Raw genomic sequence first — 25,591 nt, 5'->3', positions numbered from 1 at the left:
AGCAATTTCCCATATCGTCGTTTATTTACCGTTTCCGGCGAGAGTGTCGCCTTCACGCGTTAGCCACCAGGCCCCTAAAATTGGCAGTGTTGTCACCAGCATTACCAGCAATGCCACAACGTTGGTGACAGGCACATCTCGTGGTCGACCCAGTTGATTGAGCAGCCACAAAGGAAGTGTTCTTTCATGTCCGGCGGTGAACGTTGTCACGATGATTTCATCAAACGACAAAGCAAACGCCAGCATCCCTCCCGCCAGCAGTGCCGATGCCAGGTTTGGCAGCACGACATAACGAAAGGTTTGCCAGCCGTTGGCGCCAAGATCCATAGACGCTTCAACCAGACTCCATGAGGTACGGCGAAAACGCGCCACGACGTTGTTAAATACCACCACCACGCAAAACGTCGCATGGCCGACCACGATGGTGAGAAAACCGGGTTCCAGGTTGATAGTTTTAAACGCCGTCAGTAGCGCCAGACCGGTAATAATCCCCGGCAGCGCGATCGGCAACAGCAGCAACAGCGATATTGCGCTTTTACCAAAAAAGTCCCTGCGCCACAGTGCGGCAGCGGCCAGCGTCCCCAGAACGAGAGCAATGGCCGTCGACAATGCAGCAATTTTAAGTGACAACGTCACCGACTCCAGAATATCGCTACGTTGCGCCGCAACGCTAAACCACTTCAGCGTTAACCCCTGTGGTGGAAAACTAAAAGCAGCCTCCTCAGTATTAAAAGCATAGGTGGCGATGATGAGGATGGGAAAGTGCAGGAAAATAACCCCGCCCCATGCCGCCAGTTTGAGTAACCAGGGCGCGCGTTCAGAGTGCATCGAAAGCTCCCAGACGCTTCACGAACGCCAGATACAGTGCGATTAACACAATCGGCACCAGAGTAAATGCCGCCGCCATCGGCATGTTGCCGATCGCCCCTTGTTGCGAATACACCATATTGCCGATGAAATAGCCTGGCGGTCCCACCAGTTGCGGCACGATAAAATCGCCCAACGTCAGAGAGAAGGTAAAGATCGACCCTGCCGCGATACCGGGTATCGCCAGTGGCAGGACCACATAGCGGAAAGTCTGATGCGGACGAGCGCCCAAATCAGCGGAGGCCTGTAAGAGCGAAGGCGGAAGTCTCTCCAGCGCGGCCTGTACCGGCAGGATCATAAACGGCAGCCAGATGTAGACGAACACCAGAAAACGCCCTAACCCTGAAGTCGACAACGTATTCCCGCCTACCGCAGGCAGCGTCAGGAACGAAAGCAGCAGCGGCTCCAGCCCCAGATGGGTTAAAAACCACTGCGCCACCCCGTCTTTAGCCAACAGTAACGTCCATGCGTAGGCTTTAACAATGTAGCTGGCCCACATCGGCAACATCACTGCAATGTAAAAAAAGGCTTTCATTTTGCCACTGGTATATCGCGCCATATACCACGCCATCGGAAACGCCAGAATCGCGCTGGCAATGGTGACCGCCACCGCCATCGTCAGGGTACGCAAAATGATGTCGTAGTTGGCGGGATTAAACAGCGCCTGCAAATTCGCCAGCGTCAGGTCGGGCGTGACCGACATGGTGAAATCATCGAAGGTATAAAAACCTTGCCACAACAGCGTCAGTAATGAGCCGAAGTAGACGATCCCAAACCACATCAGCGGTCCGAGGAGCAGCAAAAAAAGCCCCAGTCCCGGATTACGCCAGAAGAACCCTGAGATCCGGTTCAGACTTGTCGACTGTGGAGGCGAATGTAAGACATTCATAGCCATTCACCTCTCCTCAACCAGCGGTACCATCACGTCGCGTGACCACGATGCCATCACCTGTTGACCCGGCGACAGCGTTGTCGGCAGCATTTCTCCCGTCAGGTTCGCCTGGCTAACCAGCAATTTTTCACCGCCAACAAGTTTCAGCTCAAAACGTGTCGCCGCGCCCTGGTACTGCACCGCCTGGATAACCCCCCGCGCCTGGACTTCGCCACTGGTATCATTCAAGCGAATGTGTTCCGGACGCAGGGAAAACATACCCTGTAGCCCGCAAACGTTCGCTGACATCGTTTCATCAAAAACATTTGACGTCCCGACGAAACTTGCCACAAACGGTGTGCGCGGACGCATGTACAGTTCACGCGGAGAATCCACCTGTTCGATGCGGCCATTATTAAACACCGCCACACGATCGGACATCGACAGGGCTTCACCCTGATCGTGGGTGACAAAAATGAAGGTGATACCCAGGGATTGCTGTAACTTTTTCAGTTCCAGCTGCATCTGCTCACGCAGCTTAAGATCCAATGCCCCGAGCGGTTCATCCAACAGCAGGACGCGCGGTTCATTGACCAGCGCGCGGGCAATCGCCACGCGTTGCCGCTGACCACCGGAAAGTTGCGATGGTTTGCGTTCATAAACAAAACCGAGCGCAACCTTATCCAGCGCTTCACGTGCTTTTGCGTTACGCTGTTTTTTATCAATACCTTTGACCATCAGCCCGTAGGCGACATTGTCGAGAATCGACATATGCGGGAATAGCGCATAATCCTGAAATACCGTATTGACGTCCCGTTCCCAGGGCGGCAATTCGCTGGCCTGCTTACCAAAAATGGTGATTGCGCCGCCTGACAGTTGCTCAAACCCTGCAATAAGGCGCAGACAAGTGGTCTTGCCGGAGCCGGATGGCCCCAGCATAGAGAAAAACTCACCGTCGTTAATCGCAATACTCACCCCATCAACTGCACGAACATCCCCGTACAGACGCGAGACGTTATGAAACTCCACTGCGTACGTCATAAAACCCCCAGCGGAATTAACGACCGCCCATAATGGCGATGTAATCCTGCGTCCAGCGACTGTAAGGAACGAATTTGCCACCTTCTGCGATCGGCGTTTTCCAGAAGGCAATTTTGTCAAAGTAGCTATAGCCGTTGGTTTCACAGCCCTTTTCACCCAGCAGCGGGCTGGCTTTACAACCTTCAGGCACGACTGGCAGAGAACCAAACCAGGCTGCGACGTCGCCCTGAACTTTCGGGGTTAATGACCAGTTCATCCATTTGTAAGCGCACACCGGGTGTTTGGCTTCGCTGTGCAGCATGGTGGTATCAGCCCATCCGGTAACCCCTTCTTTTGGGAAGACCGTGGCAATAGGCTGGCCTTCTCCTTTCAGGGCGTTCGCCTGATAAGGCCAGGCGCTGGACGCCACCACACCTTCGTTTTTGAAGTCGCTCATTTGCACGGTGGTATCGTGCCAATAGCGATGGATCAGCGCGTGTTGATCGCTCAGGACTTTGATCACCGCCTGATACTGTTGTTCGGTGAGCTGATAGGGATCGGTAATGCCCAGTTGCGGCTGAGTCGCCTTAACGAATAATGCAGCATCGGCAATATAGATCGGGCCATCGTAGGCTTGAACGCGCCCTTTATTGCTTTTTCCGTCCCCAAGTTTTTGCTCAACAAATACCACGTTCCAGCTATCCGGCGGCGTTGGGAAGATTTTGGTGTTGTACATCAGCAGGTTTGGTCCCCACTGGTACGGTGTGCCGTAAACTTTTCCGCCAACGTTAAACCACTCGCCTTTTACCACGCGCGGATCGATGCTTTTCCAGTTAGGGATCAGCGCGGTATTAATCGGCTGAACGCGTTTTCCCATAATCAGACGCAAAGAGGCATCACCGGAAGCGGTGACCAGGTCGTAGCCGCCTTTTGCCATCAGGCTGACCATTTCATCAGAAGTGGCCGCTGTTTTAACATTGACCGCGCAGCCGGTCTCTTTTTCAAACTGCGAGACCCAATCATATTGTTTATCGGTCTGTCCACGTTCGATGTAGCCCGGCCAGGCAATAATATCCAGACGGCCTTCCGGTTTATCTAAGGATGTCGGGGGTTCGGCTGCCTGTGCAGTCATCAGCGTCATACTGAGTGCGCACAGGCTACTGAGGGCAAACTGCTTGCTCATAACGTCTTACTCCTGTCTAAAAAATATTGAGCGGCAGCCTTGCCGTAAATATATGTCCTTTCCTAAAAATAGTCGGGGTGTTGTAAGCGTTCCTGCTGGCGCAAGGAAATTTAATCAGGTTGTGAGCTAACGCTCATTACGCTACTGATGCTGATCGGGAGCTTTAATCTTCTGGAGTATAGACAAGGAGTTAGGTGCAACGGCGGCAATAGTAAGAACTATTGATTTTTTGTATGGTAGCACCCGATATAAATAACATCGGGGTTAGGTATTCTCTATTTCGAAAATAAGAACGCGCTATTCTTTTATATTGAATAGCGCGTTACGTTTTATTTCATCATCTCGCGAATTAATTTTCCCAGCTGTTTCACAGCCTGTTCCTCACGCTCTCCCCAGTGCCATGCGGTATTAAAGCGAAAGAAACGAGTCCAGCTCCCCGAGGTCGAAAACATTTTTCCCGGTGCAATGCTGATATGGTGCGCCAGTGCCTGGGTGCTGAGCACGCCTGCATCAAGCGGTTCTGGCAGTTCCAGCCACAGAAAATAGCCGCTGTCGTTATGGTGAATTTTGACTTCCGCCGGAAGATGGCGCAGCAACGTTTGCCAGGCCTGCTGTTTGCGTTCCGCCAGTTGACGGCGTAAGCGGCGCAGATGCGCGTCATAGCGCCGGGTTGACAGATAATCCACGAGCGCAAGCTGCATGGGGGAACTGGTGGATAACGTGCTCATGAGCTGGAGTCGCTGAATACGTCGAGCATGCTTCCCGGCCGCCACCCAGCCCACGCGAAATCCGGGCACCAGGCACTTCGAGAAAGACGAACAATGCAAAACGCTGTCGGCGCGATCCCAGGCTTTGGCAGGCAGTGGTTTTTCGCGACCAAAGTACAGCTCGCTGTAGACATCATCTTCTATCAGCATTACATGATATTTTTCCAGCAATGAGACCAGGTGCGCCTTTTTCTCTGGGCTGAGCGTAAAGCCCAACGGATTTTGGCTGTTGGTCATCAGCCAGCAGGCTTTTACCGGATACTCCTGCAACGCTTGCTCCAGCGCGGTAAGATCGATCCCCTCTTTCACGTCGGTGGCAATCGAAAGCGCCTTCAGCCGTAATCGCTCCAGGGCCTGCAACGCCCCGTAGAAACAGGGGTTTTCGACAATTACCCAGTCTCCCGGTTCGGTAACCGCCTGCAGGCTCAGGTTGAGGGCATCCAGCGCACCGGTAGTGATGACAATTTCATCAGGTGAAATGGTCATCCCCTGTTGAGCATAGCGGCGGGCAATGGCATGGCGCAGCTCATCATTTCCCGGCGGCAGGTTTTCTATCACGCTCATGGCGGTCGCGGTTTTACTGACCTGCGCCAGCGAGCGGTTCAACTGCTGGAGGGGAAACAGACGCGGATCGGGGAATGCAGAGGCAAATGGCATCACTGACGCATCCCGGCTGGCCTGCAGCATATCAAAAATATAGGTGTTGATATCCACCGCTTCATCGCGCATCACCTGCGCCTGCGGCGCTGCCAGCTCACGTTCAGGGCGCGCGGCAACATAGTAACCCGACTGCGGCCGGGCGATAATCCGGCCCTGACTTTCCAGCAACTGATATGCATGTCCGACGGTCATAAAACTCATGCCGCTGCTGACCACCTGCTCGCGCAAGGATGGCAAGCGATCGCCGGGCTGCCATACGCCAGACGCGATTTGATCGCGAATTTGCTCAGCCAGTCGCTGGTATTTTTTCATTTTTCGTCCTGATAATCGGTGTCGGTGACACGCACTGTATATATCAGTTTACATAATCAGGGCATTTTTTATAACTGTTATAGTTAACAGTTTTACAACATTGTTACTGACAGCTCCTTGCCTAAGGCGCGTGCAGCTATTTGCACAGCATCAATTTTTGTCGCGTGCTTTAAATCGAACAAACGGGTAATTTCCTGCTTAGGCCTGCCAATCCTGTTTGCCAGCTCCTGCTGGGTGATTTTTGATTCAAGAAAGGCATTTAACAAAAGAACCTTCGACGCAATGCTCAGGGGGATTTCCACATAGTCACCTTCAGCGCCAACCGCCGAAGGTAAAGGAATCGGTTCGTTATCGTCGAAATAGAATTCAAAAGCGGTCACCAATGCAGACTGCGCAGCCTGCAAAGCCCCATGACGGGTTTCGCCCTGAGTTAATGCTTCAGGAATATCCGGGAAAGAAACCACGAATCCACCTTCCACGGCGGGGATTAGATTAACGGGATAACGCATGATTTTTTCAAAATCTCTCATATAATTAACCTCATATTGATGATGACTGTAAGCCAAGCTGCTTCAGGATCGATTTTCGCAAGGCTTCTTTTATTTCATCACCAGGATGCCTGGGCATAACGCTACGCCTTCCCTGATACCTCAACTTCAGATGATTTGAGCCGTTTGTAACAGCCACTCCCTGAGATTCAAGCCAGCGTCTGAACTCACTTTGCTTCACTGCGCCTCCCTGTCGTCTATTATACGCACAAAGTAAACATTTATGATTACCTTTTCATTACCTCGCTAGTGATAGCGTAAAATCACTCGCGTGGGGAGGACGCGATTCAATAACAGGAATCCAGGTTCCAGATTTCATATCAGCCAGGCTAACCTATAACAGCACGACAACTGTTATGGTTAAAAAGAACTGTTCTGTTTCTGCCTTCCATTGCTTCGCAGCCTTAGAATTGCGCTAAATCAATTTTGCCTGCGGAGCTAAGCATGTTCGGTCTTGACGCGTTTCACCTGGCGAGGATCCAGTTCGCGTTTACGGTATCCTTTCACATCATCTTTCCGGCGATTACCATTGGCCTCGCCAGTTATCTGGCGGTGCTCGAAGGGTTATGGTTAAAAACGAAAAATCCGACCTGGCGCTCGCTATACCATTTCTGGTCGAAAATATTCGCCGTAAACTTTGGTATGGGCGTGGTTTCCGGGCTGGTGATGGCTTATCAGTTCGGCACGAACTGGAGTGGTTTTTCTGAGTTCGCCGGTAGCATCACCGGGCCGCTGCTGACCTATGAAGTATTAACCGCCTTCTTCCTCGAAGCAGGCTTCCTCGGGGTAATGCTGTTTGGCTGGAATCGGGTTGGCCCAGGGCTTCACTTCTTCGCGACCTGTATGGTTGCGCTGGGTACTATTATTTCTACCTTCTGGATCCTCGCCTCCAACAGCTGGATGCAAACGCCACAGGGCTATGAAATTGTTAACGGGCAAGTCGTTCCCGTCGACTGGTTCGCCGTGATTTTCAATCCGTCATTCCCTTATCGTTTGCTGCATATGTCCGTTGCCGCCTTCCTGAGCAGCGCGCTGTTTGTCGCGGCATCAGCCGCATGGCATTTATTGCGCGGTAATAGCACGCCAGCAATTCGCGCTATGTTTTCAATGGCGCTGTGGATGACGTTAATCGTCGCTCCGCTGCAGGCCTTAATTGGCGATATGCACGGGTTGAATACGCTGAAGCATCAGCCTGCAAAAATTGCGGCGATTGAAGGACACTGGGAAAATCCGCCCGGTGAACCGACCCCGCTGCTGTTGTTCGGCTGGCCGGATATGGAGCAGGAGCGCACCCGCTATGGGCTGGAAATCCCGGCGCTGGGCAGCCTGATCCTGACTCATAGTCTGGATAAACAGGTCCCGGCGTTAAAAGAATTTCCGAAGGAAGACAGGCCCAATTCCACCATCGTGTTCTGGTCGTTTCGCATTATGGCAGGGTTAGGCATGCTGATGATCCTGCTGGGCGCGTTTGCCCTGTGGCTGCGTTATAAGCAGCGGCTATACACCTCACGTCCTTTCCTGCGTTTTGCATTGTGGATGGGCCCCTCCGGTCTGATTGCCATCCTTGCTGGCTGGGTGACCACCGAAGTTGGCCGTCAGCCGTGGGTGGTTTACGGTTTGCAACGTACGGCGGATGCGGTTTCCGCACATGGTGATTTACATATGAGCATCAGCCTACTGTCTTTCTTTGTGGTGTATAGCTCGGTGTTTGGCGTGGGTTACAGCTACATGATCCGCCTGATCCGCAAAGGACCACAGGAAGATGAGCCGACCATTCCACCAACAGGCACGCCGGCGCGGCCGCTTTCTGCTGTCGTTCTCGATTCTCAACCGGAGGCACACCGCTAATGGGTATCGATTTATCAGTTATCTGGTTTGTAATTATCGTGTTCGCCACGCTGATGTATATCGTGATGGACGGTTTTGATCTCGGGATCGGTATTTTATTCCCTGCGATTTCGGATGCGGATGACCGCGATGTGATGGTCAACAGCGTCGCCCCGGTATGGGACGGTAATGAAACCTGGCTGGTGTTGGGTGGCGCCGGATTATTCGGCGCTTTTCCCCTGGCCTATGCGGTGATTGTCGATGCGCTGACGATCCCGTTGACCCTGATGCTCATCGGCCTGATATTTCGCGGCGTCGCGTTTGAGTTTCGCTTCAAAGCCACGCCGGTGCATCGACCATTCTGGGATAAAGCTTTTCTCGGCGGTTCAATCCTCGCGACATTCACTCAGGGTATTGTGGTCGGTGCCGTACTCAATGGATTTTCCGTCACCGGACGCAGCTACAGCGGCGGTCCTTTCGACTGGCTGACCCCCTTTACCCTGTTCTGCGGCGTGGGCCTGGTTGTAGCCTACGCCCTGTTGGGGGCAACATGGCTGGTGATGAAAAGCGAAAATCCGTTGCAGGATAAAATGCGCTGCGTGGCAAGAAAACTGCTGCTGGCGATGCTGGTTGTTATTGCCATTATCAGCCTGTGGACGCCGCTGGCGCACAGCGCCATTGCCGATCGTTGGTTTAGCCTGCCCAATCTGTGGTTCCTGATGCCGGTTCCGCTCCTGGTTGCGCTGATTAGCCTCTGGCTGTGGCGTTCGCTGGGTCAGCAAAACAGCCATACGCTGCCTTTTGTATTGACGCTGGGGCTGATTTTTCTCGGGTTCAGCGGGCTGGGGATCAGTATCTGGCCCCACATCATTCCACCGTCCATTACGCTGTGGCAGGCGGCAGCTCCGGCGCAGAGTCAGGGCTTTATGTTGGTTGGCGCGCTGCTGATTATCCCGATAATCCTGGTGTACACCTTCTGGAGCTACTACGTTTTCCGCGGCAAAGTTCAACATGGTGAGGGGTATCATTGATGCAACAGACAATCTGGAAACGCCTGATGTGGCTGGTGATCCTCTGGGGCGGCAGCGTGCTGGCCCTGGCCGCCGTTGGTATGTTCTTTCGTCTCCTGATGACGGCCGCCGGATTTAAATCCTGATTCTCTCCCTGATAACAACCGGGCAGCGCTGCACTGCCCGGTTGTGACAAATCCCAACGTTATCTAAACAAAAATGTAAAAAACATCGAAATGACAAAACAGAGATTGTCATTAACCCGATTAAAATATTGAATAGTCACCTGGCGAAATTATCGTCAATTCCGCAGCTAACGTACCAGAGGGTGCATGATGTTTAAGAAAGGGTTAACGGTGTTATTGCTGGCCAGCGCGCTTTTTTCCGGTCAGCTTCTCGCTACTAATCAGGGACATGAATATCTTCAGGTGCAGGATGCCGATCACTTATTACGACACACAGCCGACAGCGATGAACTACGAATGACGGCGGAAGAATCCGCCGCCGATCTTCGCGAACACCATTACTGGCAAAAATCACGCAAACCCGATACACATCAGAGCTAACCGTTAGCTTTTACGCTTTGGCAACGTTTTCAGCAGTTCTTCAGGGCTGACGGAAGCCACCACGCTGCCCGGCAACGGCATCTTCAGAATGTGATGTTTCATCTTGCCGATCACGTGCATTTCGCACGGTCGGCAATCAAATTTCAGCGTCAGGACCTCATCGCCGTTAACCAACTGCATCGGCGTGGCTTTCCAGCTTTTGATATTTCCTTTCGCCTGTTTCGGACACAGGTTAAATGCAAAACGCAGGCAATGTTTGGTGATCATCACCGGCACATCGCCCTTTTCTTCATGCGCCTCATAGGCGGCATCAATCAACTGCACGCCATAACGGTGATAAAACTCTCGCGCTTTATGGTTGTAGACGTTAGCCAGAAAGCTCAGATGCGTTTGCGGGTAAACCGGCGCCGGCTGGGCAACCGGTTTACGGCGACCGCGCTGATAGTTTTGCAAACGAGCGGCATCCAGCATGTCGACCGCTTCACGTCGCAGCTGATTCAGTTGACCGTTAGGCACGAACAATGCTCCCGGCAGATTCACCTGAATATTACGGGCGTAATACAGCGTTTGTCCCAGTTTTGCCAGGCCATCCTGTAGGTTGCTCAACGCTTTTTCTGCATTGTTCGCTTCCTCAAACTGGCCGTCCAGCGTATGGGTGATACTCACCCCCTCCTCACTGGTGAGCGTCAGGATCAACTGTTCCTGCCAGCCGCCCAGCTCAATATCGACCGCGACGCGGCGTTCGCTGGAGGTTTTGGTCAACGCCTGCTGCCAGTTATGATCGAGATTGCGGTTCAGCGGATGGTTGGCGCGCACTTTGTGCAGGTCGGCGGGCATTTCATTCGGCCACACCCGATAACGATTGTGCCCCGTTTTTTCAACGGTGTTGGCGCGAAATCCGACGACCTCACGCTTGATTAACACGTTCAGACCATCCCCGTTGGCCAGCGGTTCTGTTACCTCAACATCGAGATGATCTTTTGCCACCTTCAGGACTTCGCCAACCGGCAGACCGATGAACTTTGGTGAGTCGAATGCGCCGATATCCCCTTTACGGGCATTCACAAAATAATCGGTGCTGCCGCGATGGAAGGTCTTTTCCGTGGATGGAGTAAAGAAATGTTCGGTACGCCCGGCTGAAGAACGGGCAAGATCGCCGCGCTCTTCAATTATGGCGTCCAGCATCTGACGATAATGCGCGGTAATATTCTTCACATAGCTCATGTCTTTATAGCGCCCTTCAATTTTGAAGGAGCGCACGCCTGCGTCAATCAACGCGCCGAGGTTGGCGGTCTGATCGTTATCTTTCATCGACAGCAGATGTTTTTCATAGGACACCACGCGCCCCTGATCGTCTTTCAGGGTATACGGCAGGCGACAAGCCTGAGAACAGTCACCGCGGTTAGCGCTACGTCCGGTTTGCGCATGTGAAATATAACACTGGCCTGAATAGGCGACGCACAGCGCACCGTGAATGAAAAATTCAATAGTCGCATCCGTAGCCTGATGGATGGCGTTTATTTGCTCAAGGCTCAGTTCGCGCGCGAGGACAATTTGGGTGAATCCGACGTCAGAAAGAAACTTCGCCTTCTCGACGCTGCGAATATCACATTGGGTGCTGGCGTGCAGCTCAATGGGAGGAATATCCAGCTCCAGAATCCCCATATCCTGCACAATCAGGGCATCAACGCCGGTCTGATACAGATCGGTAATTAATCGCTGTGCGGGCTCCAGCTCATCATCATGCAAGATTGTATTTAGCGTCACAAAGATTTTCGCCCCGTAACGATGCGCAAACGGCACCAGTTCGGCGATATCTTTCAGGCTGTTACTGGCGTTATGACGCGCGCCAAAACCCGGTCCGCCAATGTAAACGGCGTCAGCGCCGTGCAAAATGGCTTCACGTGCAATGGCGGTATCCCGGGCCGGGCTTAACAATTCAAGGTGATGAGGCTGCTGGCGCATACAGTTGTTACCATCCACAAGTGGTAAAAATGGCGGCTATTGTAGTCACAAGCGCGGCTTTTCGGAATAGTTTTCCCGATTAACCGCGCGGGTAATGGATCAGGGAATGAAAGTGAACCGTTTGTTCGCTACTGTTACGGTAGCTATGCGCCCTGTCTCCCGCAAAACGCACCCCCTCGCCGGATTTCATGGTGCGCCACTGCCCCTCAATACACATATCCAGCAGCCCATTTATCACCACCACGTGCTCTATAACGCCGGTTTCATGCGGAGTCGATTCACTGAGTGTGCCAGGTGCCAGCTGTATCGAAAAATGATCGAAGCACAGCTGTGGGTCCCACGGAAACAATGGCGTGACGACCATCGACTGCTGCTGGGGATCGAATGTTGGTGCGCCGTCTGACTCTGGCGGTGAAATAAACGTCGAGAATGGCACGTTCAGTCCGGTGGCAATTTTCCACAATGTCGCCACCGTTGGGCTGGATTCGTTGCGCTCAATCTGCCCCAACATGGCTTTTGACACGCCGGTTTCCTCCGCCAAACGTGACAGGCTCCATTCCCGCTGGTGACGTAGCGTGCGGAGCGTTGTGGCCAGATAGTGGGTTAAGTTTTCCATTTTTCGCCTTCCTGACTCTCCTTTCTCAAGGCTACAGCTTAGCACTTGTACGCTATAACGCACAGTGCTACATTGATTGACCGTTATAACGCACACGGAGTGACTATGCGCGCATTTTCCATCCCACTGCCCACCGTATTATCGGGGTTTGTGGCTGTCCTGGTCGGTTACGCCAGCTCGGCTGCCATTATCTGGCAAGCGGCCCTGGCCGCAGGTGCGACCACCGATCAAATCGCGGGCTGGATGACCGCACTGGGGATTGCAATGGGCGTCAGTACGCTGGCGCTGACGTTATGGTATCGCGCTCCTGTGCTCACGGCCTGGTCAACACCTGGCGCCGCGCTGCTGGTTACGGGTCTGCACGGGGTATCGATTCAGGATGCTATCGGCGTTTTTATCGTGGCTAATGCGTTGATCGTGCTGTGCGGCATAACCGGATTGTTTGCCCGTCTGATGAAAATAATCCCCCACTCACTGGCATCAGCCATGCTGGCCGGGATCCTGCTGCGCTTTGGTCTGCAGGCCTTTAATAGCCTCAACAGTGAGCTTATTTTGTGCGGTAGTATGCTGGTGGCATGGCTGGTATTTAAAGTCACAGCCCCACGGTACGCGACGATCGCCGCGATGCTGGCGGGTATCGCTATCGCGCTAATAAAAGGTGACATTGTCACAAGCGGAGTGAATTTATCGCCGGTCATGCCTGCGTTTATTGCCCCACACTTTTCATTTGCCCACAGTATCAGCATTGCGCTGCCGCTGTTTCTGGTTACCATGGCTTCGCAAAATGCCCCAGGTATTGCCACTATGAATGCGTCGGGCTATTCATTACCCGTTTCACCGCTCATTATCTTTACCGGCCTGCTGGCGCTGCTGTTTTCGCCGTTTGGTGTCTACTCCATCTGCATTGCCGCCATAACCGCCGCAATTTGCCAAAGTCCCGAAGCGCATCCTGATGCCAAACGACGCTGGCTCGCCGCCGCCGCGGCTGGCGTCTTCTATCTTCTGGCAGGGGTGTTTGGCGGTTCAGTCACAGGACTAATGGCGGCACTACCCGTAAGCTGGATCCAGATGCTGGCCGGTCTGGCCTTGCTCGGGACAATTAGCGGTAGTTTGTATCAGGCGTTGCATAATGAAGCGGAACGCGACGCAGCCATCGTTACGTTTTTGGTCACGGCCAGCGGCCTGACGTTATTGGGGGTTGGATCTGCATTCTGGGGGCTGGTCGTCGGCGGTATCTGCTACGCCGTGTTGACGTTATTTCGCCGCACGTAGCTGCGTTGCCGTTTTACCGGTTACCTGTTTAAACCGGTTACTAAAATGGCTTGCCGAACTGAATCCGCAGGTCATCGCAATATCTGACAAACTGCGTGAAGTGTAACAGACCAGATGCTGCGCCAGCGCCATACGACGTTGCATCACGTACTGATGCGGTGCCATATTCATCGACTGGCGAAACATTCTGGCAAAATGGAATTCGCTAAGCGCCGCCTCGCTAGCCAGATCGTTCAGGGTGATTGGGTACGCCAGATGCGCGTCAATATAGGCCAGCACGTTACGCAAGGTGACGGGCGCGAGTCCCCCGGTGACGGTGGGCAGTCGCCATTGAACGTTGCTGTAATGCTGGATCAGATGCGTTAACAGTAGCGAAGATGCCGCGCTGAGTGTGAGGTGATTGGCCGGTTGCTGCCAGTCGTTATCAAGCAGAAACTGACGGTAAACCGCCGTGATCCCCGGGTCACTGCCAAACGTGTGCTCGTCCAGCGTGAAGCTATAGGGGCTTTTATCCCAGACTTTTTCCCCCACTTCGCGCAGATGTTCGTCGGTACAATAGAGATGAACAAAGGAAAGATCGTCGCGGATATCCCAACTTGACTCGCTCTCTTTCGGCATCAGGCAAAAACGGTCCGGTCCGCCGCCATTCTTCCAGCCCCCCGCCGTTTTGTGGTAACTCTCGTAGCCATCCGCGATATATAAACTGAGCGTATGGTGATCGCAATACTGGGTGATAGTATCGCGCTTGTTTGACCAGGCCGCCAGTTGGATCCCTGAATGTAACGCAACCGATTCATGCAGCACGGCATTATGTTTGCGTAAGTTTTCAAAGGCATCGTAGGGCTGAGGCATACCATCACATTCAAAATAAGTTAGCAGGCTTTCAGTCTATAACAGCCACATATTGTTAACAGCTTCCTTTTCGCTTTTACGCTAAAAAAGCGCAAGATTTTGCAAGTCCGCCGCAAACCGATGAAAGCCTCCTGCCGCCAGACATGACACAGTGTGAACCTGAATCCAAAAAAGAGAGAGTTGTATGAACGCACTGTTGTACTGCCTGGTGGTGGTAATTTGGGGAACGACATGGATTGCGATTTATTTGCAGCAGGGCCCGGTTTCTGCGCCGGTTTCTATCTTTTGGCGCTTCGCCGTTGCCAGTTCGCTGATGATAGTGATCCTGCTGGTTAGCGGTAAATTACGCAAACTGTCTGGTCGCGATCATCTGTTTTGTCTGTTACAGGGTGGATGCGTTTTTTGCTTCAACTTCTGGTGTTTTTATACGGCTGCGGCCTGGATTAATACCGGCCTGGAGTCGGTGATTTTCTCAATGGCCGTCCTGTTCAATGCGGTCAATAGCTTCATCTTTTTTGGGCAAAAACCACCGCTGCGTTTCTATATAGCAGCCGGTCTTGGACTGACGGGCATTGTGACTCTGTTCTGGCAGGATTTGCTCAACAGCGGATTCAATCATTCCTTGCTGCTGGGTATCGGCTTAAGCGCCCTTGGAACCTTCGGTTTCTCATTGGGTAATATGATCAGCATGCGTCACCAGAAAAAAGGGCTGGAAGTGTTAACGACCAACAGTTGGGCCATGCTGTACGGCACGCTGTTGATCGCTGCCATTGCGCTGATGCGCGGGGACAATTTTACGCCACAGTGGACATTCAGCTATCTCAGCGCGCTGTTATATCTGGCTATTTTTGGCTCAGTGATTGCTTTCGGCGCTTATTTCACACTGGTAGGTCGCATTGGTCCCAGTAGGGCGGCATACAGCACCCTGCTTTTCCCGCTGGTTGCGCTAACGCTGTCAACATTGTATGAAGGATACGTCTGGCAAGTTAACTCTATTGCCGGATTAGTATTGATTTTACTGGGGAATATGGTGATGTTTGCCCGACCAGAAGTGCTGATGGGTAAACTATTCTATCGACGCCGGGTGGCATAAAAAAACGCACCATCCTGAGATGGTGCGTTGATTATTATTGTGGTTTTTTGTTCACGTCAAACATGGTGGCATCCGTCGCCATGTCATCAACAACTTTCTTCAACGTTTCGAATGTCATCGGCGTATTTTCGTTGCTCAGATCTTTACCTTCACCCTTACGTACAACTTTAATTACCGGTTTATTGGTCGCAGCATCAATCAACTCACCCTCGAAATAGAGGTTGGTATCCATGGTACGGTGACCCGTTGCCATTTGTGTTCCCGCAACGAGTAGCGCAACCGGGATCACTTCATAGAACTGCAGACCTTCTTTGCTTGTTGCAACACCGGTAATCGCTCCGCGGAAAATCAGGCTACGTGGCCCAGGGGTAGTAACCAGGGGCTTACGCTTGCTGATGGCGGATTTCAACTGGGTATTGGTGTAGGTCAGCAGTTGATCAAGAACCTGCTGCCCTACCTGCGTGGTAGGTTTAGGAACCGGATAATACGTTACCGGGTTATATACAATGTTGTCATATTTGGATTCGTTGTAGCTCGGATCAACCCAACGGAGTACGGTTTGTCCCGATGCTGATTGTGTTTCCTTCAAATCAGAGTAATTTTTTAAAAACCCAGAATATTTATCCGGCGCGGTCACTTTTGACGCACAGCCGGATAATGCCAACAAGCCAGTAAGCACTGCAACTTTAAATAAAGTTTGAGTACGCATGAAACGATCCCTTTAGTTTTCGCAATGATGCTTAAAAAGGATAGCAAAACCGTTTCATTTTGGATGTACTAAAAATGGTAAACACCGCACAATTTTCTCTCTACGCCCGGCACAAAAAATGCTGAGCGCAGAAAGAGTTAACCCAGGCGGGAGGTTCAGGCAGTTTTGCGTGCCAGCATTGTGGCAAAGCGCAGTTTAATTCGATTACCGTTTTCATCCGTACGATGAAGTTCACCCACGTCTTCGTTATATTTCAGCAGATCCCATCCGCTGTAATAGTTGCGCAATTCTCCGGTTTTAAACGCGAACGGGAACCCCACGGTACACGGAAAATCATCGGTATCCATCGCCGCGACAATTAAGTTATATCCGCCCGGTTTAGTGCAACGCTGCATATTTTCAATAAGGCCAGGGATAGTTTTGGCTTCAAGGAACATCAGCACAACGGTAGAAAGAATAAAATCATATTCGCCATCAAAGCGTAATGCGTTGAGATCCGCGACGTTCGCGTGCAGATTGGTCAGCCCTTCCGCCGCTTTGATACGCTCAAGGTTAGCGATGCTCATGGGATTTTTATCCCATGCTGTCACGTCATAACCGTTTGCCGCAAGGTACAGGCTGTTACGACCGTTACCGCAGCCCAGGTCTAACGTTTTACCTGGCTTAACAATTTTTGCCGCTTCAACAACATCGGAATGCGTACGAGTTAAATCGTATTTCTCAGTAAAGTAGTTTTCGTCGCAAAGGGTCATTATTTATCCTCAGATTTCAGTAATGCAGCACGCTCCGTGCGGATGAGCAGTTTCCCCTGCATCAGCAATGCAAACGTACGTACCAGTAATAATGCAATGATAAAATTGGTAAAAATAAACAGTGGGATCGCCAGCGTATGAAAAAATCCTGACTCGCTACCGTGGCCCAGATGCAGCCCTGTTGTTGCCAGAGCCGACACGCCAAACGAGAAGCTCCAGAAAGACGCATTAAATGGCTGTGACAAATACCACGGCATGAGCCGTAGCATGAACAAAAGTTGCAGCAGACCATAGCCGAACAACATTTTGGCTAACGTATCGCCCTCGCCGCCGTTGACGCTAAGCCAGGCGCTGCAGGCGACCAGCGCAGGCGCCAGTTGAATGCCAAGTGAAGTACGTAACACCGCAGGCAACTCACCGCAGCTACGTAAACGTTGCAGAATCACCGGCTCCAGACTGAGCCAGGAAAAAACCCCGGCGCCCAAAAACACCAATCCTGCGTCGTTGAAACCCAGTGCGCCACAGGCCATTGCACTGATAAAGTTATTGGCGACGGTCGGCAGATACAGACCCGGCGTGGTGGCTTCCTCTGGATGCGATCCACGCCACAACCCTGCCGTTTGCCAGGCGGCGTAGGCCAGCTGTATCACCACGCCAATGCTGAACAACCCAATCGCCAGCGGTCGATACCACGGGACAAAACCAATCGCGACCAGCATCGTTGTGGCCGGAAACAGACTGACAAAGCTGCTCATCACCGGGTGACGAATTTCCGCCAATACGCTCTGCGGAAATCGCAGTAAACGGCTAAGAAAGGCCAGCGTCAGCAGCCCCCAAATGACCATTGCGAGGATCACTAAACCGTCGCCAATCAAGTGACTCACTGGCCACACCTGACTGGCATAACGCCACGCAAACCCCATCCCAATGATGCCCAGTACCATGCCAAAATAACCGGCCGGAAGATTGAGGACCCGCTCACTCTGCTTGTTCTTACTCATTTTGTTTATTTTTTAAAGTATATTTGAAATGCATTTTATGGAATTTCCGCTGATTTAGCCAGTGCGGAAAACTTTGCTACGTTTAACTAAGGTGCGCAACATGGAAATGAGCTATGACCAAATATCGTCTCAGCGATGAGTCTCGATCCTTTAGTTACCAGGATAATGGCAATAAAAAAAGCGTATTACTACGCCAAATCATTGCGCTCACTGATTTTAATGATGTCCAGGCCGGTACGCCCGGTGGCTGGATCGACAATGAAAGCGTGCTGTCACAAAGCGGTGATTGCTGGATTTACGATGAAAACGCGCTCGCATTTTCCGGCGCGACGATTACAGGAAACGCCCGCATTACACAGGCAAGCGTGGTCAGAGATGGCGCGCAAATTAGCGATGACGTGTGGATTGACCAGGCTGAAATCAGTCATAATGCGCAAATACGTGACAACGTCACCATTCAGGGTTCTGTGGTTCGCGGCGAGTGCCTTGTCTTTGGTGATGCGCGCGTGGTGTGTGACTCTGAAATCATCGCCGCCAGGGGGCTAACCCGTGAAAGCGACCAGTTCCTGCAAATTTATGATCGGGCTTTTGTCAGCCACTCACGAGTGGTGCATCAGGCGCAGATCTATGGCGATGCGAAAATCAACTATGCCTTTATTGAACATCGGGCGGAAGTTTTTGATTTCGCACAGGTGGAAGGTAATGAAGAGAACAATGTCTGGATTTGCGATTGCGCCAAAGTCTATGGATATGCGCGCGTCGTCGCCGGGAGTGAAGAAGATGCCATACCTACCCTACGCTACAGCTCGCAGGTGGCGGAGCACGCGATAGTTGAAGGTAACTGCGTGCTGAAACACCACGTGCTGGTCGGCGGCCATGCGCAATTACGCGGTGGACCGCTCCAGTTAGACGACCACATCCTGATTGAAGGCCACGTCTGCGTGCTGGGCGAAGTGCTGATCGAGCATCACATTGAGATAACCGGTCAGGCGCATATCCAGGCGTTTGATGGCGATACCATTCACCTACGCGGACCGAAAGTGATTAACGGTGAACAGCGCATTACGCGCACGCCTATCGCAGGTTTATTCTGAAGAGCCATCAATGATGCGGGCGTAGAGATTCACATCATAGTAATCACCATTAAGGAATTCCGCCTGTTGCATACATCCTTCCAGTTGGAAGCCATTACGTAGAGCCACCTGGTTGCTCTCAACGTTTTCTACGCGACATTTAATCACGAAGCGGCGAATCTCCTGACGCTGCGAATAATGATGGATTAAGGCCTGTAGCGCCTGGGACATGATGCCTTGACCCTGATGCTCCTCATCCAGCCAGTAGCCGATATAAGCCGCTTTGTTCAGCGGTTCTATCTGGTTAAACGAGATAACCCCGACCACATTTTCTTGAGCAAAAATCAGGAACATTTTGGCGTAACCGCGCTGGTGCAACATCATATTGCCCTGCACATTCTTGCGGGTGTCCTCCTCAGACGCAACAAACTGCGGCCAGTTCAGCGACTGCTGGAGCCAGCTTTTATTTTTAAGCACCAACTGATGCAGAGGCGTGACGTGTTGCTCTTCTACGGCACGCAGTTCCAGCGTGTCATTGATGGTAATCACTTCTGACATGTTGTTATCCTTTGCGGTCGTTTACTCATCCCGATTAACGACGAGGCCCTCCAGCTCAGCTAGAGAGTGTGTCGTGGGGCACAAAAAGTATAGTATGCTGAATGTTTATCAGAAGGCCAGAAGATAGTTCGACTCAATAAATCCATTTTCTCATTTAATTTAGGCAGTCTGGATATTCATGCTTTATAAAAAAACAGACACCAAAAAATTAACAAACGCAAGGTTTTTCCGCGAGCCGCAGCAATTGATCGCGCAATTAAAACAATTGGTTAGTAAATTAAAACTTTGTATACCAAGGGAATTATATTTAACAATGATCAACCCCAATATCATTTACATAATGAATAATTCACCTAACAAAACACCATGAATATTTAATTCAAATTAATTTTTCTAAAATCACAATTCATTATATGTACAAATACAAACCGCGCAATAAGATATAATATACAAAACACCAATAGGATTGGTTAATTACCCCCCTAAACTATTCATTTTTTTAAATAGAAAAAGGAATTTTATTAAATGAAAGCTAAATTTATTATCCCAGCACTTTCTGTGTTGCTGGCAGGTGTTTCTTCTGTAAGTTATGCGGATACACCTGCAGGTAAAGTACATTTTACTGGTTTAATTACGGCTTCTACCTGTGATCTGGTCCAGGGTTCAAGTGAGGGGCAAAACGATCAAACTGTAACCCTGCAAACTGTCGACGTTGCAGATTTCGGAGCTACCATCGGTAATGAGGCTGCAAATTCTGCGACTAATTTCCATATTGATCTCACCGGTTGTACCTCTCAACTAGGTAGCGTTAACCTTGAATTTAGCGGCAACAATACTGACGCAACAGATAAAACTGCCCTGGCGATTGATAGCGGCAGCGACGCCGCTGGTGGCGTAGGTATCCGTATTTATCGCGAAAGCGAAAGTACACCTATCAACTTCACCACCGATCGGACTGATGCAAGCAGCAGTGCGGTCTCGCTGTCCTCCATAAGTCCATCTACCGGTGATGGCAATCACAGCTTTAACTACAAAGCTGTATATGTGAGAACAGCTTCCAATATTACCGAAGGTTACGGTAAGGCAACTGCTGATTACCGCGTCGCTTATTATTAATTCATCTCCCTCAGAGGTGGATGTTTATTCACCTCTTTTTACTCTATTTCAAGTGATGCTCATGAACAGACAGTCCCTTTTCCTATTATCTTGCTTACTGATTATTAACACTGCTTATGCGGGGGTCATCGTTCGCGGAACGCGAATCATTTATCCTTCATCTGCACGTGAGGTTCCCATTGAAGTTAGCAATCAGGACAAAACGCGTTCGTATCTTGTCCAGTCCTGGGTCAGCGACTTCGGAAATGACACCAAAAAACAAACCCCATTTGTTGTCACGCCGCCATTGGTCAAACTTGATGCGCAGCAAAACAGTCTTTTTCGTTTAATTTTTACAGCTACACAGAAACTACCGGACGATCGAGAGTCTATTTTTTGGCTAAATGTTAAATCAATTCCAGGTATGGATGAAGAATCAGCTCAAACCCCTAATCAACTTCAGTTTGCCGTACAGAATCAATTGAAGGTTTTTTATCGCCCAGACAATCTGCCTGGTACGGCTAATTCGGCATATACGAGATTAACATTTAAAATAAAGAATAATCAACTCATCGCCAGCAACCCAACCCCTTACTTTGTCACCTTTCGTACACTATCTGTAGACGGTAAGCCGGTGTCTTTTAAAGGTAATGGCGCGATTAAAATGATGATCTCACCATTTGGTGAGCAGAGTTATTTATTGACTAGTTCATTACCTCATAACAGTAGAATTGAGTGGTCAGCCATTAATGATTACGGTGGCACCACACTTCCGATGAAAAAATAGCCTACAGAAACCCAAATATACTCACTGAGATTGTGAGTATGCTGCACCATGAAAAGTGATAATAGTATGAGAACTACGCGCACATTTACACTTAATATAATCGCAAGTGTAATCCTGTTAACTTGGATGCACAGTAGTTACTCACGTGAGGTTTTTAATTATCGGTTACTGGAATCAGGCGCTTCAGATAGTGAGCTTGAAGCACTTAAACATTTTAATGAAAATAATGGTTTGGTACCGGGTAAATATCGCGTTGATATTTATATGAATAATCAACATATTTCTCGTAAAGACATTACTTTTACCTTCGATACTAAAAGTCAAAAACTGCTCCCGATGTTGACTAAAAGAGACTACGTTGCAATGGGGGTCAACAGTAAAGCTTCCGCCGCTTTCCTCGCTCTCGCTGATGATGCTGCCGTTGAAAACATTGAAGATTACATTCCATCTTCTTCAGTGCAGTTTCAACAAGAATCACTGCGTCTTTCGCTGTCTGTGCCACAAATTGCAATGAATGCCTCTGCTGCAGGGTTTATTGATCCACAATTGTGGGATAACGGCTTGCCGATGATTTTCAGCAATTATTATTTTAATGGTGCGCAAAATTGGCAAGACAATAGCAATGAAAATGATAAGTATATCAGTCTGAGTAATGGTGCAAATCTGGGGCCATGGCGGTTACGTAATGACCTCAATTATAGCGATGGACACTGGAAAAATGTTGACACTTATCTGTGGCGTAATATTACCGCATTAACCAGCAAACTCACTTTGGGTGATAGCTGGACAGGTTCTGATGTATTTGACAGCTTTCAGTTTCGCGGCATAAAACTGGAAAGTAACGACAATATGTTGCCTTACAGTATGCGTGGATTTGCCCCAGTCATTCGTGGCGTCGCCCGAACTAACGCGCAAGTCACAATTCGTCAGAATAATTATGTCATCTATCAGAGTTATGTTTCACCAGGTCCTTTTGAACTACACGATGTTAGTCCAATCACCTCCGGAGGTGATATGGAGGTCACCGTCAAAGAATCTGACGGTAGCGAGCAAACTTATATTCAAGCGTCGGCCTCTGTACCTGTAATGCGTCGCCAGGGCTCAATATCCTACAGTCTGGTCGGCGGAAAATATCACGCCTCAGATAGAAACGCAGATGAACCAGAATTTGCTCAAGGCACCCTTATCTACGGCTTACCGTGGGGAATTACGCTATATGGTGGGGCGACAGGAGCCAGGAGTTACCGTTCGGGTGCTTTAGGTACTGGGTTGGATCTCAAGCAGCTAGGATCACTCTCCACCGACGTCACTTGGTCACAAACCAATATGGTCGATGAGGAAAATCAGTCAGGCCAGTCATATCGAGTACAATATTCTAAAAATTTTACTCCTACAGACACTAATCTGACGCTTGCGGGATACCGCTATTCAACACGCAACTACTACACATTCAACGAAGCATTGAATCAACAGCAGGACGATGATGATGATGATGATGATGATCTTTTTTCATATCGCTACAACTATGCTCGCCATCGTCGTTTGCAAATTACCATCAGCCAGACCATGGCCTCGTTTGGTCAACTCAACTTATCAGGATACCAGCAGGATTACTGGGGGCTTGGAGGGAAAGAACGCAGCCTGAACGTAGGGTATAGCTATACATGGAAGAACATTAGCTTTAATGCCAGCTATCTGCTGACAAAAATGCCCGATAACACGGGCAGCGATCAACAATTCTCATTGTCCATGAGCATACCGCTGGACAAATGGTTACCTGGAGCACATGTCAGTTATAGCAATAACAACAGTAATGACGGTCGTTCTTTGAATAGTGTGGCGCTTAACGGTACGGCTCTGAAAGATAATAATCTCAGCTATAACCTGCAACAAAGTCACGGTAATCAGGGGCAAGGCTATGGTGGAAATGCCTCTATGAGCTACCGCACCAGCAAAGGAACGATCAATGGGGGTTGGAGCTACGGTCATGACTATCAACGATTGAACTATGGTATTCAAGGAGCAATGGTTCTTCACCCTTATGGGGTGACGCTTGCACAATCGCTTGGTGATGCTTCAATTCTGATTCGCGCGCCCGAGACTGAAGGACTTGGTGTAAACCGTGGCAACGCTATTTACACCGACTGGCGGGGTTATTCCATCGTACCTTATGCTTCAGCGTTTCAACGCAACCGGGTAGCGATCAATCCACAAACGTTACCGGCAGATGCTGAAATCCAGGATCCCGTACAGGAAGTGATCCCCACTGAAGGCGCGATGGTCGTCGCTAATTTTTCCCCGCGCCTCGGTCAAAGAATGCTACTGACGCTAACACATGCGGGCAAAGACATACCCTTTGGGGCGGTTGTCACCTCCGATGATGGTCAATTTTCTACGCTAGTTGGACAACATGGACAGGCTTATCTCTCCGGTACACAGGCTAATCAAACCTGGCTGGTTAAATGGGGTAAATCCGCTAATCAATCCTGTCGAATTGTTTTATTGCCGACGCTTTTTCACGATGTGAAAAACGCGACTCAACTATTAATTACATCTCTCAATTGCGATTAACATTATGAAAATACCAAGACAAACCAACATGCGCCGAAAAATATTACTTCTTTTATTTTTAGCCAGTATTTTCCCTTGGTCACTTTGCCATGCTGAATGTAACTTCAGTAACGGTGGACCCGCAACAGTTGCATTCGAGAATTTAACTCTGGGAACATCACTTGATAAAAATACTCCTGTTAATACCATTCTGTATGATAATTATCAACACTCTACAATCTCAGGCAATATAGTTTGTGATTCTGACACTCAGAACTATAGCGAAGGATTTGCGACACTCCCTGCCCCTCAGGTGGGTGGCGATGTTTGTTTGTATAAATTACTACTCACTGATGGCTCAGACTCTGGCTTAGGAATTAAAATCTACTACGATCTAAAATCGTCTTATAATAAACCAAGCACCTACTGTTTAGAATACCCGAAAAGACGAAGCATTGCACATGCAGGGAATAGTTTCACTACACAGGGAAACTTCAGAATTATTGTGCAAGTTATCGGTGAACTACATAGTGGTACTATTGACTTTTCACGCTTTAGTGATGTGGGGATCTCGTGGGATGATCTCCTTGGATTTTCTATGGTTTTTAGTAATACGTTTCTGGATATAAAGGCACTTACGTGTAATATTAATACACCTGATATTCCTGTCTCCTTATCTCCAGCTTCTGGTATCAATGCAGAAACCACCTTTAAAGGAATTAACTCCACCTCTACCCCCGTAGATTTTAATATTGACCTCACCTGTGATGAAGGGACTAGCGTAGCATTACGTTTCGAAGGTAATACGCAAAATGGGAGTAGTAAAGTATTAAAATTGACAGATCAAGATAATTCAGCAACAGGATTAGGGGTCCAGATACTTGATAAAAATAAGAATGCCATAACATTTAACCAACCTGATTACACGCTACAGGTGAGTGATGTGCAACAATCCCAGGTATCCCTTCCGTTTAGCGCACAGTATATTCAGACTGAAAATGAAGTAACTGGTGGTAAAGCCGACGCAGAAGCCACTTTTTATCTGTCATTTCCATAATTGTAGAGGTGGCAAATCTGCCTCAGGTTATGGGATGGTATTGCTCGGTAAACAATGAAACACACAGACTAACGTGACGAAGGCGAGACGCTGGTGTTCGAAATGTCAATTATCTGAAGACAACAAGCAGGTGCGTTCTGGATGAGTTCCCCTCAAACAGGAAGGGCTCCCTTTTGGAAGCCCTTTTACACAGCAAGCGCCGTTTTACTTAGCTCTCACTGACACTCTCTTTTTGCAATATTTTGAGCAGATCTTCCTTCAGGTGGAGTTTCTGTTTCTTAAGGCGAACAATGTCCAAACTATACCCCCGACCATCCGAACCTTCCAGTCTGGAGATCTCATGATCAAGGCTGTTGTGTTTTTCGAATAAGGACAGAAAGCGAGGGTTCTCGGATTTCAGTCGGGAAATAAGGTCTCTGTATTCTGGAAACATACTTTCTCCCTGTTAGTGGAAAAGGACGTGTATAAGAAATACACACCTCCAGAGTACCCACTTGACTTACAGAAAAATGCGAACGGGATCGAGTAAATAGTGTACAGAATGGTTGTGAAGAGGATTACAGATACGGCTCCCCATTCG

26 protein-coding genes are annotated in these 25,591 nt (G+C 49.9%); 11 read left to right on the top strand and 15 right to left on the bottom strand.

Annotated features, from left to right (window positions below; translation table 11 throughout):
- Window positions 1-21 precede the first annotated feature (21 nt).
- From GFC06_RS15715 to GFC06_RS15685, 7 genes are all read right to left on the bottom strand, one after another.
- Entirely contained in the window at window positions 22-828 is an 807-nt protein-coding gene (locus GFC06_RS15715; RefSeq protein WP_003020204.1) for an ABC transporter permease, read from the bottom strand.
- The gene (locus tag GFC06_RS15710) at window positions 818-1,762 is read right to left on the bottom strand and encodes an ABC transporter permease (RefSeq protein WP_016153152.1); all 945 of its coding nucleotides are present in this window, start codon (window positions 1,760-1,762) and stop codon (window positions 818-820) included. The genes GFC06_RS15715 and GFC06_RS15710 overlap by 11 nt, the downstream gene beginning before the upstream one ends.
- On the bottom strand, window positions 1,763-2,779 hold the full coding sequence (locus GFC06_RS15705) for an ABC transporter ATP-binding protein (RefSeq protein ID WP_153690354.1): 1,017 nt from the start codon (window positions 2,777-2,779) through the stop codon (window positions 1,763-1,765).
- Between the two features lie 16 nt (window positions 2,780-2,795).
- Window positions 2,796-3,941 carry a putative ABC transporter substrate-binding protein YdcS gene (ydcS, locus tag GFC06_RS15700; protein ID WP_016153154.1) on the bottom strand — a complete coding sequence of 382 codons (1,146 nt, stop codon included), beginning with the start codon at window positions 3,939-3,941 and terminating at the stop codon, window positions 2,796-2,798.
- A 329-nt stretch (window positions 3,942-4,270) separates the two neighbouring features.
- Window positions 4,271-5,680: an aminotransferase-like domain-containing protein gene (locus GFC06_RS15695; RefSeq protein ID WP_153690353.1), complete on the bottom strand. Its 1,410-nt coding sequence runs from the start codon at window positions 5,678-5,680 to the stop codon at window positions 4,271-4,273.
- A gap of 92 nt (window positions 5,681-5,772) precedes the next feature.
- Entirely contained in the window at window positions 5,773-6,189 is a 417-nt protein-coding gene (locus GFC06_RS15690) for a type II toxin-antitoxin system HicB family antitoxin (protein WP_131341011.1), read from the bottom strand.
- A gap of 31 nt (window positions 6,190-6,220) precedes the next feature.
- The gene (locus tag GFC06_RS15685) at window positions 6,221-6,409 is read right to left on the bottom strand and encodes a type II toxin-antitoxin system HicA family toxin (RefSeq protein WP_049259794.1); all 189 of its coding nucleotides are present in this window, start codon (window positions 6,407-6,409) and stop codon (window positions 6,221-6,223) included.
- Between the two features lie 263 nt (window positions 6,410-6,672).
- Here GFC06_RS15685 and GFC06_RS15680 point away from each other — a divergent pair, with 263 nt between their 5' ends.
- From GFC06_RS15680 to GFC06_RS15665, 4 genes are all read left to right on the top strand, one after another.
- Window positions 6,673-8,076: a cytochrome ubiquinol oxidase subunit I gene (locus GFC06_RS15680; RefSeq protein WP_047417372.1), complete on the top strand. Its 1,404-nt coding sequence runs from the start codon at window positions 6,673-6,675 to the stop codon at window positions 8,074-8,076.
- Window positions 8,076-9,086 (top strand): cytochrome d ubiquinol oxidase subunit II, encoded by a 1,011-nt coding sequence (cydB, locus tag GFC06_RS15675; RefSeq protein WP_049282401.1) that lies wholly within the window; start codon window positions 8,076-8,078, stop codon window positions 9,084-9,086. The genes GFC06_RS15680 and cydB overlap by 1 nt, the downstream gene beginning before the upstream one ends.
- Window positions 9,086-9,211: a DUF2474 domain-containing protein gene (locus tag GFC06_RS15670; RefSeq protein WP_003020230.1), complete on the top strand. Its 126-nt coding sequence runs from the start codon at window positions 9,086-9,088 to the stop codon at window positions 9,209-9,211. Before cydB ends, GFC06_RS15670 begins: the two co-directional genes overlap by 1 nt.
- 189 nt (window positions 9,212-9,400) lie before the next feature.
- Window positions 9,401-9,631, top strand: a complete 231-nt coding sequence (locus GFC06_RS15665; RefSeq protein WP_016153158.1) for a DUF2554 family protein — start codon at window positions 9,401-9,403, stop codon at window positions 9,629-9,631.
- 3 nt (window positions 9,632-9,634) lie between these two features.
- Here the strand turns inward: GFC06_RS15665 and GFC06_RS15660 are convergent, their stop codons facing one another.
- Complete coding sequence (locus GFC06_RS15660) at window positions 9,635-11,596, bottom strand: peptidase U32 family protein (RefSeq protein WP_019076832.1); 1,962 nt, start codon at window positions 11,594-11,596, stop codon at window positions 9,635-9,637.
- Window positions 11,597-11,675: 79 nt separating this feature from the next.
- Window positions 11,676-12,212 (bottom strand): helix-turn-helix domain-containing protein, encoded by a 537-nt coding sequence (locus GFC06_RS15655; RefSeq protein WP_153690352.1) that lies wholly within the window; start codon window positions 12,210-12,212, stop codon window positions 11,676-11,678.
- A gap of 105 nt (window positions 12,213-12,317) precedes the next feature.
- Here GFC06_RS15655 and GFC06_RS15650 point away from each other — a divergent pair, with 105 nt between their 5' ends.
- A complete protein-coding gene (locus GFC06_RS15650; RefSeq protein ID WP_153690351.1) occupies window positions 12,318-13,484 on the top strand; it encodes a benzoate/H(+) symporter BenE family transporter in 1,167 nt (388 codons plus the stop codon).
- Here GFC06_RS15650 and GFC06_RS15645 read toward each other — a convergent pair.
- A complete protein-coding gene (locus GFC06_RS15645) occupies window positions 13,467-14,336 on the bottom strand; it encodes an AraC family transcriptional regulator (protein WP_153690350.1) in 870 nt (289 codons plus the stop codon). The genes GFC06_RS15650 and GFC06_RS15645 overlap by 18 nt on opposite strands.
- Window positions 14,337-14,520: 184 nt before the next feature.
- On the opposite strand from GFC06_RS15645, the gene GFC06_RS15640 reads away from it, so the two are divergent.
- Window positions 14,521-15,429, top strand: coding sequence for a DMT family transporter (locus GFC06_RS15640; protein WP_153690349.1), 909 nt, complete (start codon window positions 14,521-14,523; stop codon window positions 15,427-15,429).
- Between the two features lie 34 nt (window positions 15,430-15,463).
- On the opposite strand, the gene GFC06_RS15635 is transcribed toward GFC06_RS15640, so the two are convergent.
- The 3 genes from GFC06_RS15635 to tehA all read right to left on the bottom strand — a co-directional run bounded on the left by GFC06_RS15635 (window position 15,464) and on the right by tehA (window position 17,891).
- Window positions 15,464-16,138 carry a DUF3313 domain-containing protein gene (locus GFC06_RS15635; protein WP_047417362.1) on the bottom strand — a complete coding sequence of 225 codons (675 nt, stop codon included), beginning with the start codon at window positions 16,136-16,138 and terminating at the stop codon, window positions 15,464-15,466.
- Between the two features lie 155 nt (window positions 16,139-16,293).
- Window positions 16,294-16,890, bottom strand: coding sequence for a tellurite resistance methyltransferase TehB (gene tehB, locus GFC06_RS15630; protein ID WP_016156592.1), 597 nt, complete (start codon window positions 16,888-16,890; stop codon window positions 16,294-16,296).
- The gene (gene tehA, locus GFC06_RS15625) at window positions 16,890-17,891 is read right to left on the bottom strand and encodes a dicarboxylate transporter/tellurite-resistance protein TehA (protein ID WP_109017821.1); all 1,002 of its coding nucleotides are present in this window, start codon (window positions 17,889-17,891) and stop codon (window positions 16,890-16,892) included. Before tehA ends, tehB begins: the two co-directional genes overlap by 1 nt.
- Window positions 17,892-18,004: 113 nt before the next feature.
- Between tehA and ydcK the strand changes: the two genes are divergently transcribed.
- Window positions 18,005-18,985, top strand: a complete 981-nt coding sequence (gene ydcK, locus GFC06_RS15620) for a YdcK family protein (protein WP_153690348.1) — start codon at window positions 18,005-18,007, stop codon at window positions 18,983-18,985.
- On the opposite strand, the gene rimL is transcribed toward ydcK, so the two are convergent.
- Window positions 18,977-19,522, bottom strand: coding sequence for a 50S ribosomal protein L7/L12-serine acetyltransferase (gene rimL, locus GFC06_RS15615; protein ID WP_153690347.1), 546 nt, complete (start codon window positions 19,520-19,522; stop codon window positions 18,977-18,979). The genes ydcK and rimL overlap by 9 nt on opposite strands.
- A gap of 525 nt (window positions 19,523-20,047) precedes the next feature.
- Between rimL and GFC06_RS15610 the strand changes: the two genes are divergently transcribed.
- The 4 genes from GFC06_RS15610 to GFC06_RS15595 all read left to right on the top strand — a co-directional run bounded on the left by GFC06_RS15610 (window position 20,048) and on the right by GFC06_RS15595 (window position 25,011).
- Entirely contained in the window at window positions 20,048-20,638 is a 591-nt protein-coding gene (locus tag GFC06_RS15610; protein ID WP_153690346.1) for a fimbrial protein, read from the top strand.
- Between the two features lie 61 nt (window positions 20,639-20,699).
- The gene (locus tag GFC06_RS15605) at window positions 20,700-21,404 is read left to right on the top strand and encodes a fimbrial biogenesis chaperone (RefSeq protein ID WP_194831200.1); all 705 of its coding nucleotides are present in this window, start codon (window positions 20,700-20,702) and stop codon (window positions 21,402-21,404) included.
- A gap of 48 nt (window positions 21,405-21,452) precedes the next feature.
- Window positions 21,453-23,975, top strand: a complete 2,523-nt coding sequence (locus tag GFC06_RS15600) for a fimbria/pilus outer membrane usher protein (RefSeq protein ID WP_228522527.1) — start codon at window positions 21,453-21,455, stop codon at window positions 23,973-23,975.
- 4 nt (window positions 23,976-23,979) lie between these two features.
- Window positions 23,980-25,011, top strand: coding sequence for a fimbrial protein (locus tag GFC06_RS15595; RefSeq protein ID WP_153690344.1), 1,032 nt, complete (start codon window positions 23,980-23,982; stop codon window positions 25,009-25,011).
- A 208-nt stretch (window positions 25,012-25,219) separates the two neighbouring features.
- On the opposite strand, the gene GFC06_RS15590 is transcribed toward GFC06_RS15595, so the two are convergent.
- Window positions 25,220-25,444 (bottom strand): YdcH family protein, encoded by a 225-nt coding sequence (locus tag GFC06_RS15590; RefSeq protein ID WP_003833168.1) that lies wholly within the window; start codon window positions 25,442-25,444, stop codon window positions 25,220-25,222.
- Window positions 25,445-25,591 lie beyond the last annotated feature (147 nt).

Origin of the sequence: Citrobacter braakii (assembly GCF_009648935.1) — a bacterium.
Classification (GTDB): Bacteria; Pseudomonadota; Gammaproteobacteria; order Enterobacterales; family Enterobacteriaceae; genus Citrobacter; species Citrobacter braakii.
Note: the sequence above shows the minus strand (reverse complement) of the source record. Positions and strands in the feature narration are given on the sequence as shown.

Coding starts and splice junctions, on each gene's coding strand:
- GFC06_RS15715 (WP_003020204.1), bottom strand. CDS start 828: ATGCACTCTGAACGCGCGCCCTGGTTACTCAAACTGGCGGCATGGGGC.
- GFC06_RS15695 (WP_153690353.1), bottom strand. CDS start 5,680: ATGAAAAAATACCAGCGACTGGCTGAGCAAATTCGCGATCAAATCGCG.
- tehB (WP_016156592.1), bottom strand. CDS start 16,890: ATGACCCTTTGCGACGAAAACTACTTTACTGAGAAATACGATTTAACT.
- GFC06_RS15590 (WP_003833168.1), bottom strand. CDS start 25,444: ATGTTTCCAGAATACAGAGACCTTATTTCCCGACTGAAATCCGAGAAC.
- GFC06_RS15600 (WP_228522527.1), top strand. CDS start 21,453: ATGAAAAGTGATAATAGTATGAGAACTACGCGCACATTTACACTTAAT.
- ydcK (WP_153690348.1), top strand. CDS start 18,005: ATGACCAAATATCGTCTCAGCGATGAGTCTCGATCCTTTAGTTACCAG.
- GFC06_RS15640 (WP_153690349.1), top strand. CDS start 14,521: ATGAACGCACTGTTGTACTGCCTGGTGGTGGTAATTTGGGGAACGACA.
- GFC06_RS15610 (WP_153690346.1), top strand. CDS start 20,048: ATGAAAGCTAAATTTATTATCCCAGCACTTTCTGTGTTGCTGGCAGGT.
- GFC06_RS15595 (WP_153690344.1), top strand. CDS start 23,980: ATGAAAATACCAAGACAAACCAACATGCGCCGAAAAATATTACTTCTT.
- GFC06_RS15645 (WP_153690350.1), bottom strand. CDS start 14,336: ATGCCTCAGCCCTACGATGCCTTTGAAAACTTACGCAAACATAATGCC.
- GFC06_RS15705 (WP_153690354.1), bottom strand. CDS start 2,779: ATGACGTACGCAGTGGAGTTTCATAACGTCTCGCGTCTGTACGGGGAT.
- GFC06_RS15660 (WP_019076832.1), bottom strand. CDS start 11,596: ATGCGCCAGCAGCCTCATCACCTTGAATTGTTAAGCCCGGCCCGGGAT.
- GFC06_RS15635 (WP_047417362.1), bottom strand. CDS start 16,138: ATGCGTACTCAAACTTTATTTAAAGTTGCAGTGCTTACTGGCTTGTTG.
- GFC06_RS15650 (WP_153690351.1), top strand. CDS start 12,318: ATGCGCGCATTTTCCATCCCACTGCCCACCGTATTATCGGGGTTTGTG.
- GFC06_RS15710 (WP_016153152.1), bottom strand. CDS start 1,762: ATGGCTATGAATGTCTTACATTCGCCTCCACAGTCGACAAGTCTGAAC.
- tehA (WP_109017821.1), bottom strand. CDS start 17,891: ATGAGTAAGAACAAGCAGAGTGAGCGGGTCCTCAATCTTCCGGCCGGT.
- cydB (WP_049282401.1), top strand. CDS start 8,076: ATGGGTATCGATTTATCAGTTATCTGGTTTGTAATTATCGTGTTCGCC.
- GFC06_RS15605 (WP_194831200.1), top strand. CDS start 20,700: ATGAACAGACAGTCCCTTTTCCTATTATCTTGCTTACTGATTATTAAC.
- rimL (WP_153690347.1), bottom strand. CDS start 19,522: ATGTCAGAAGTGATTACCATCAATGACACGCTGGAACTGCGTGCCGTA.
- GFC06_RS15680 (WP_047417372.1), top strand. CDS start 6,673: ATGTTCGGTCTTGACGCGTTTCACCTGGCGAGGATCCAGTTCGCGTTT.
- ydcS (WP_016153154.1), bottom strand. CDS start 3,941: ATGAGCAAGCAGTTTGCCCTCAGTAGCCTGTGCGCACTCAGTATGACG.
- GFC06_RS15655 (WP_153690352.1), bottom strand. CDS start 12,212: ATGGAAAACTTAACCCACTATCTGGCCACAACGCTCCGCACGCTACGT.
- GFC06_RS15665 (WP_016153158.1), top strand. CDS start 9,401: ATGTTTAAGAAAGGGTTAACGGTGTTATTGCTGGCCAGCGCGCTTTTT.
- GFC06_RS15690 (WP_131341011.1), bottom strand. CDS start 6,189: ATGCGTTATCCCGTTAATCTAATCCCCGCCGTGGAAGGTGGATTCGTG.
- GFC06_RS15670 (WP_003020230.1), top strand. CDS start 9,086: ATGCAACAGACAATCTGGAAACGCCTGATGTGGCTGGTGATCCTCTGG.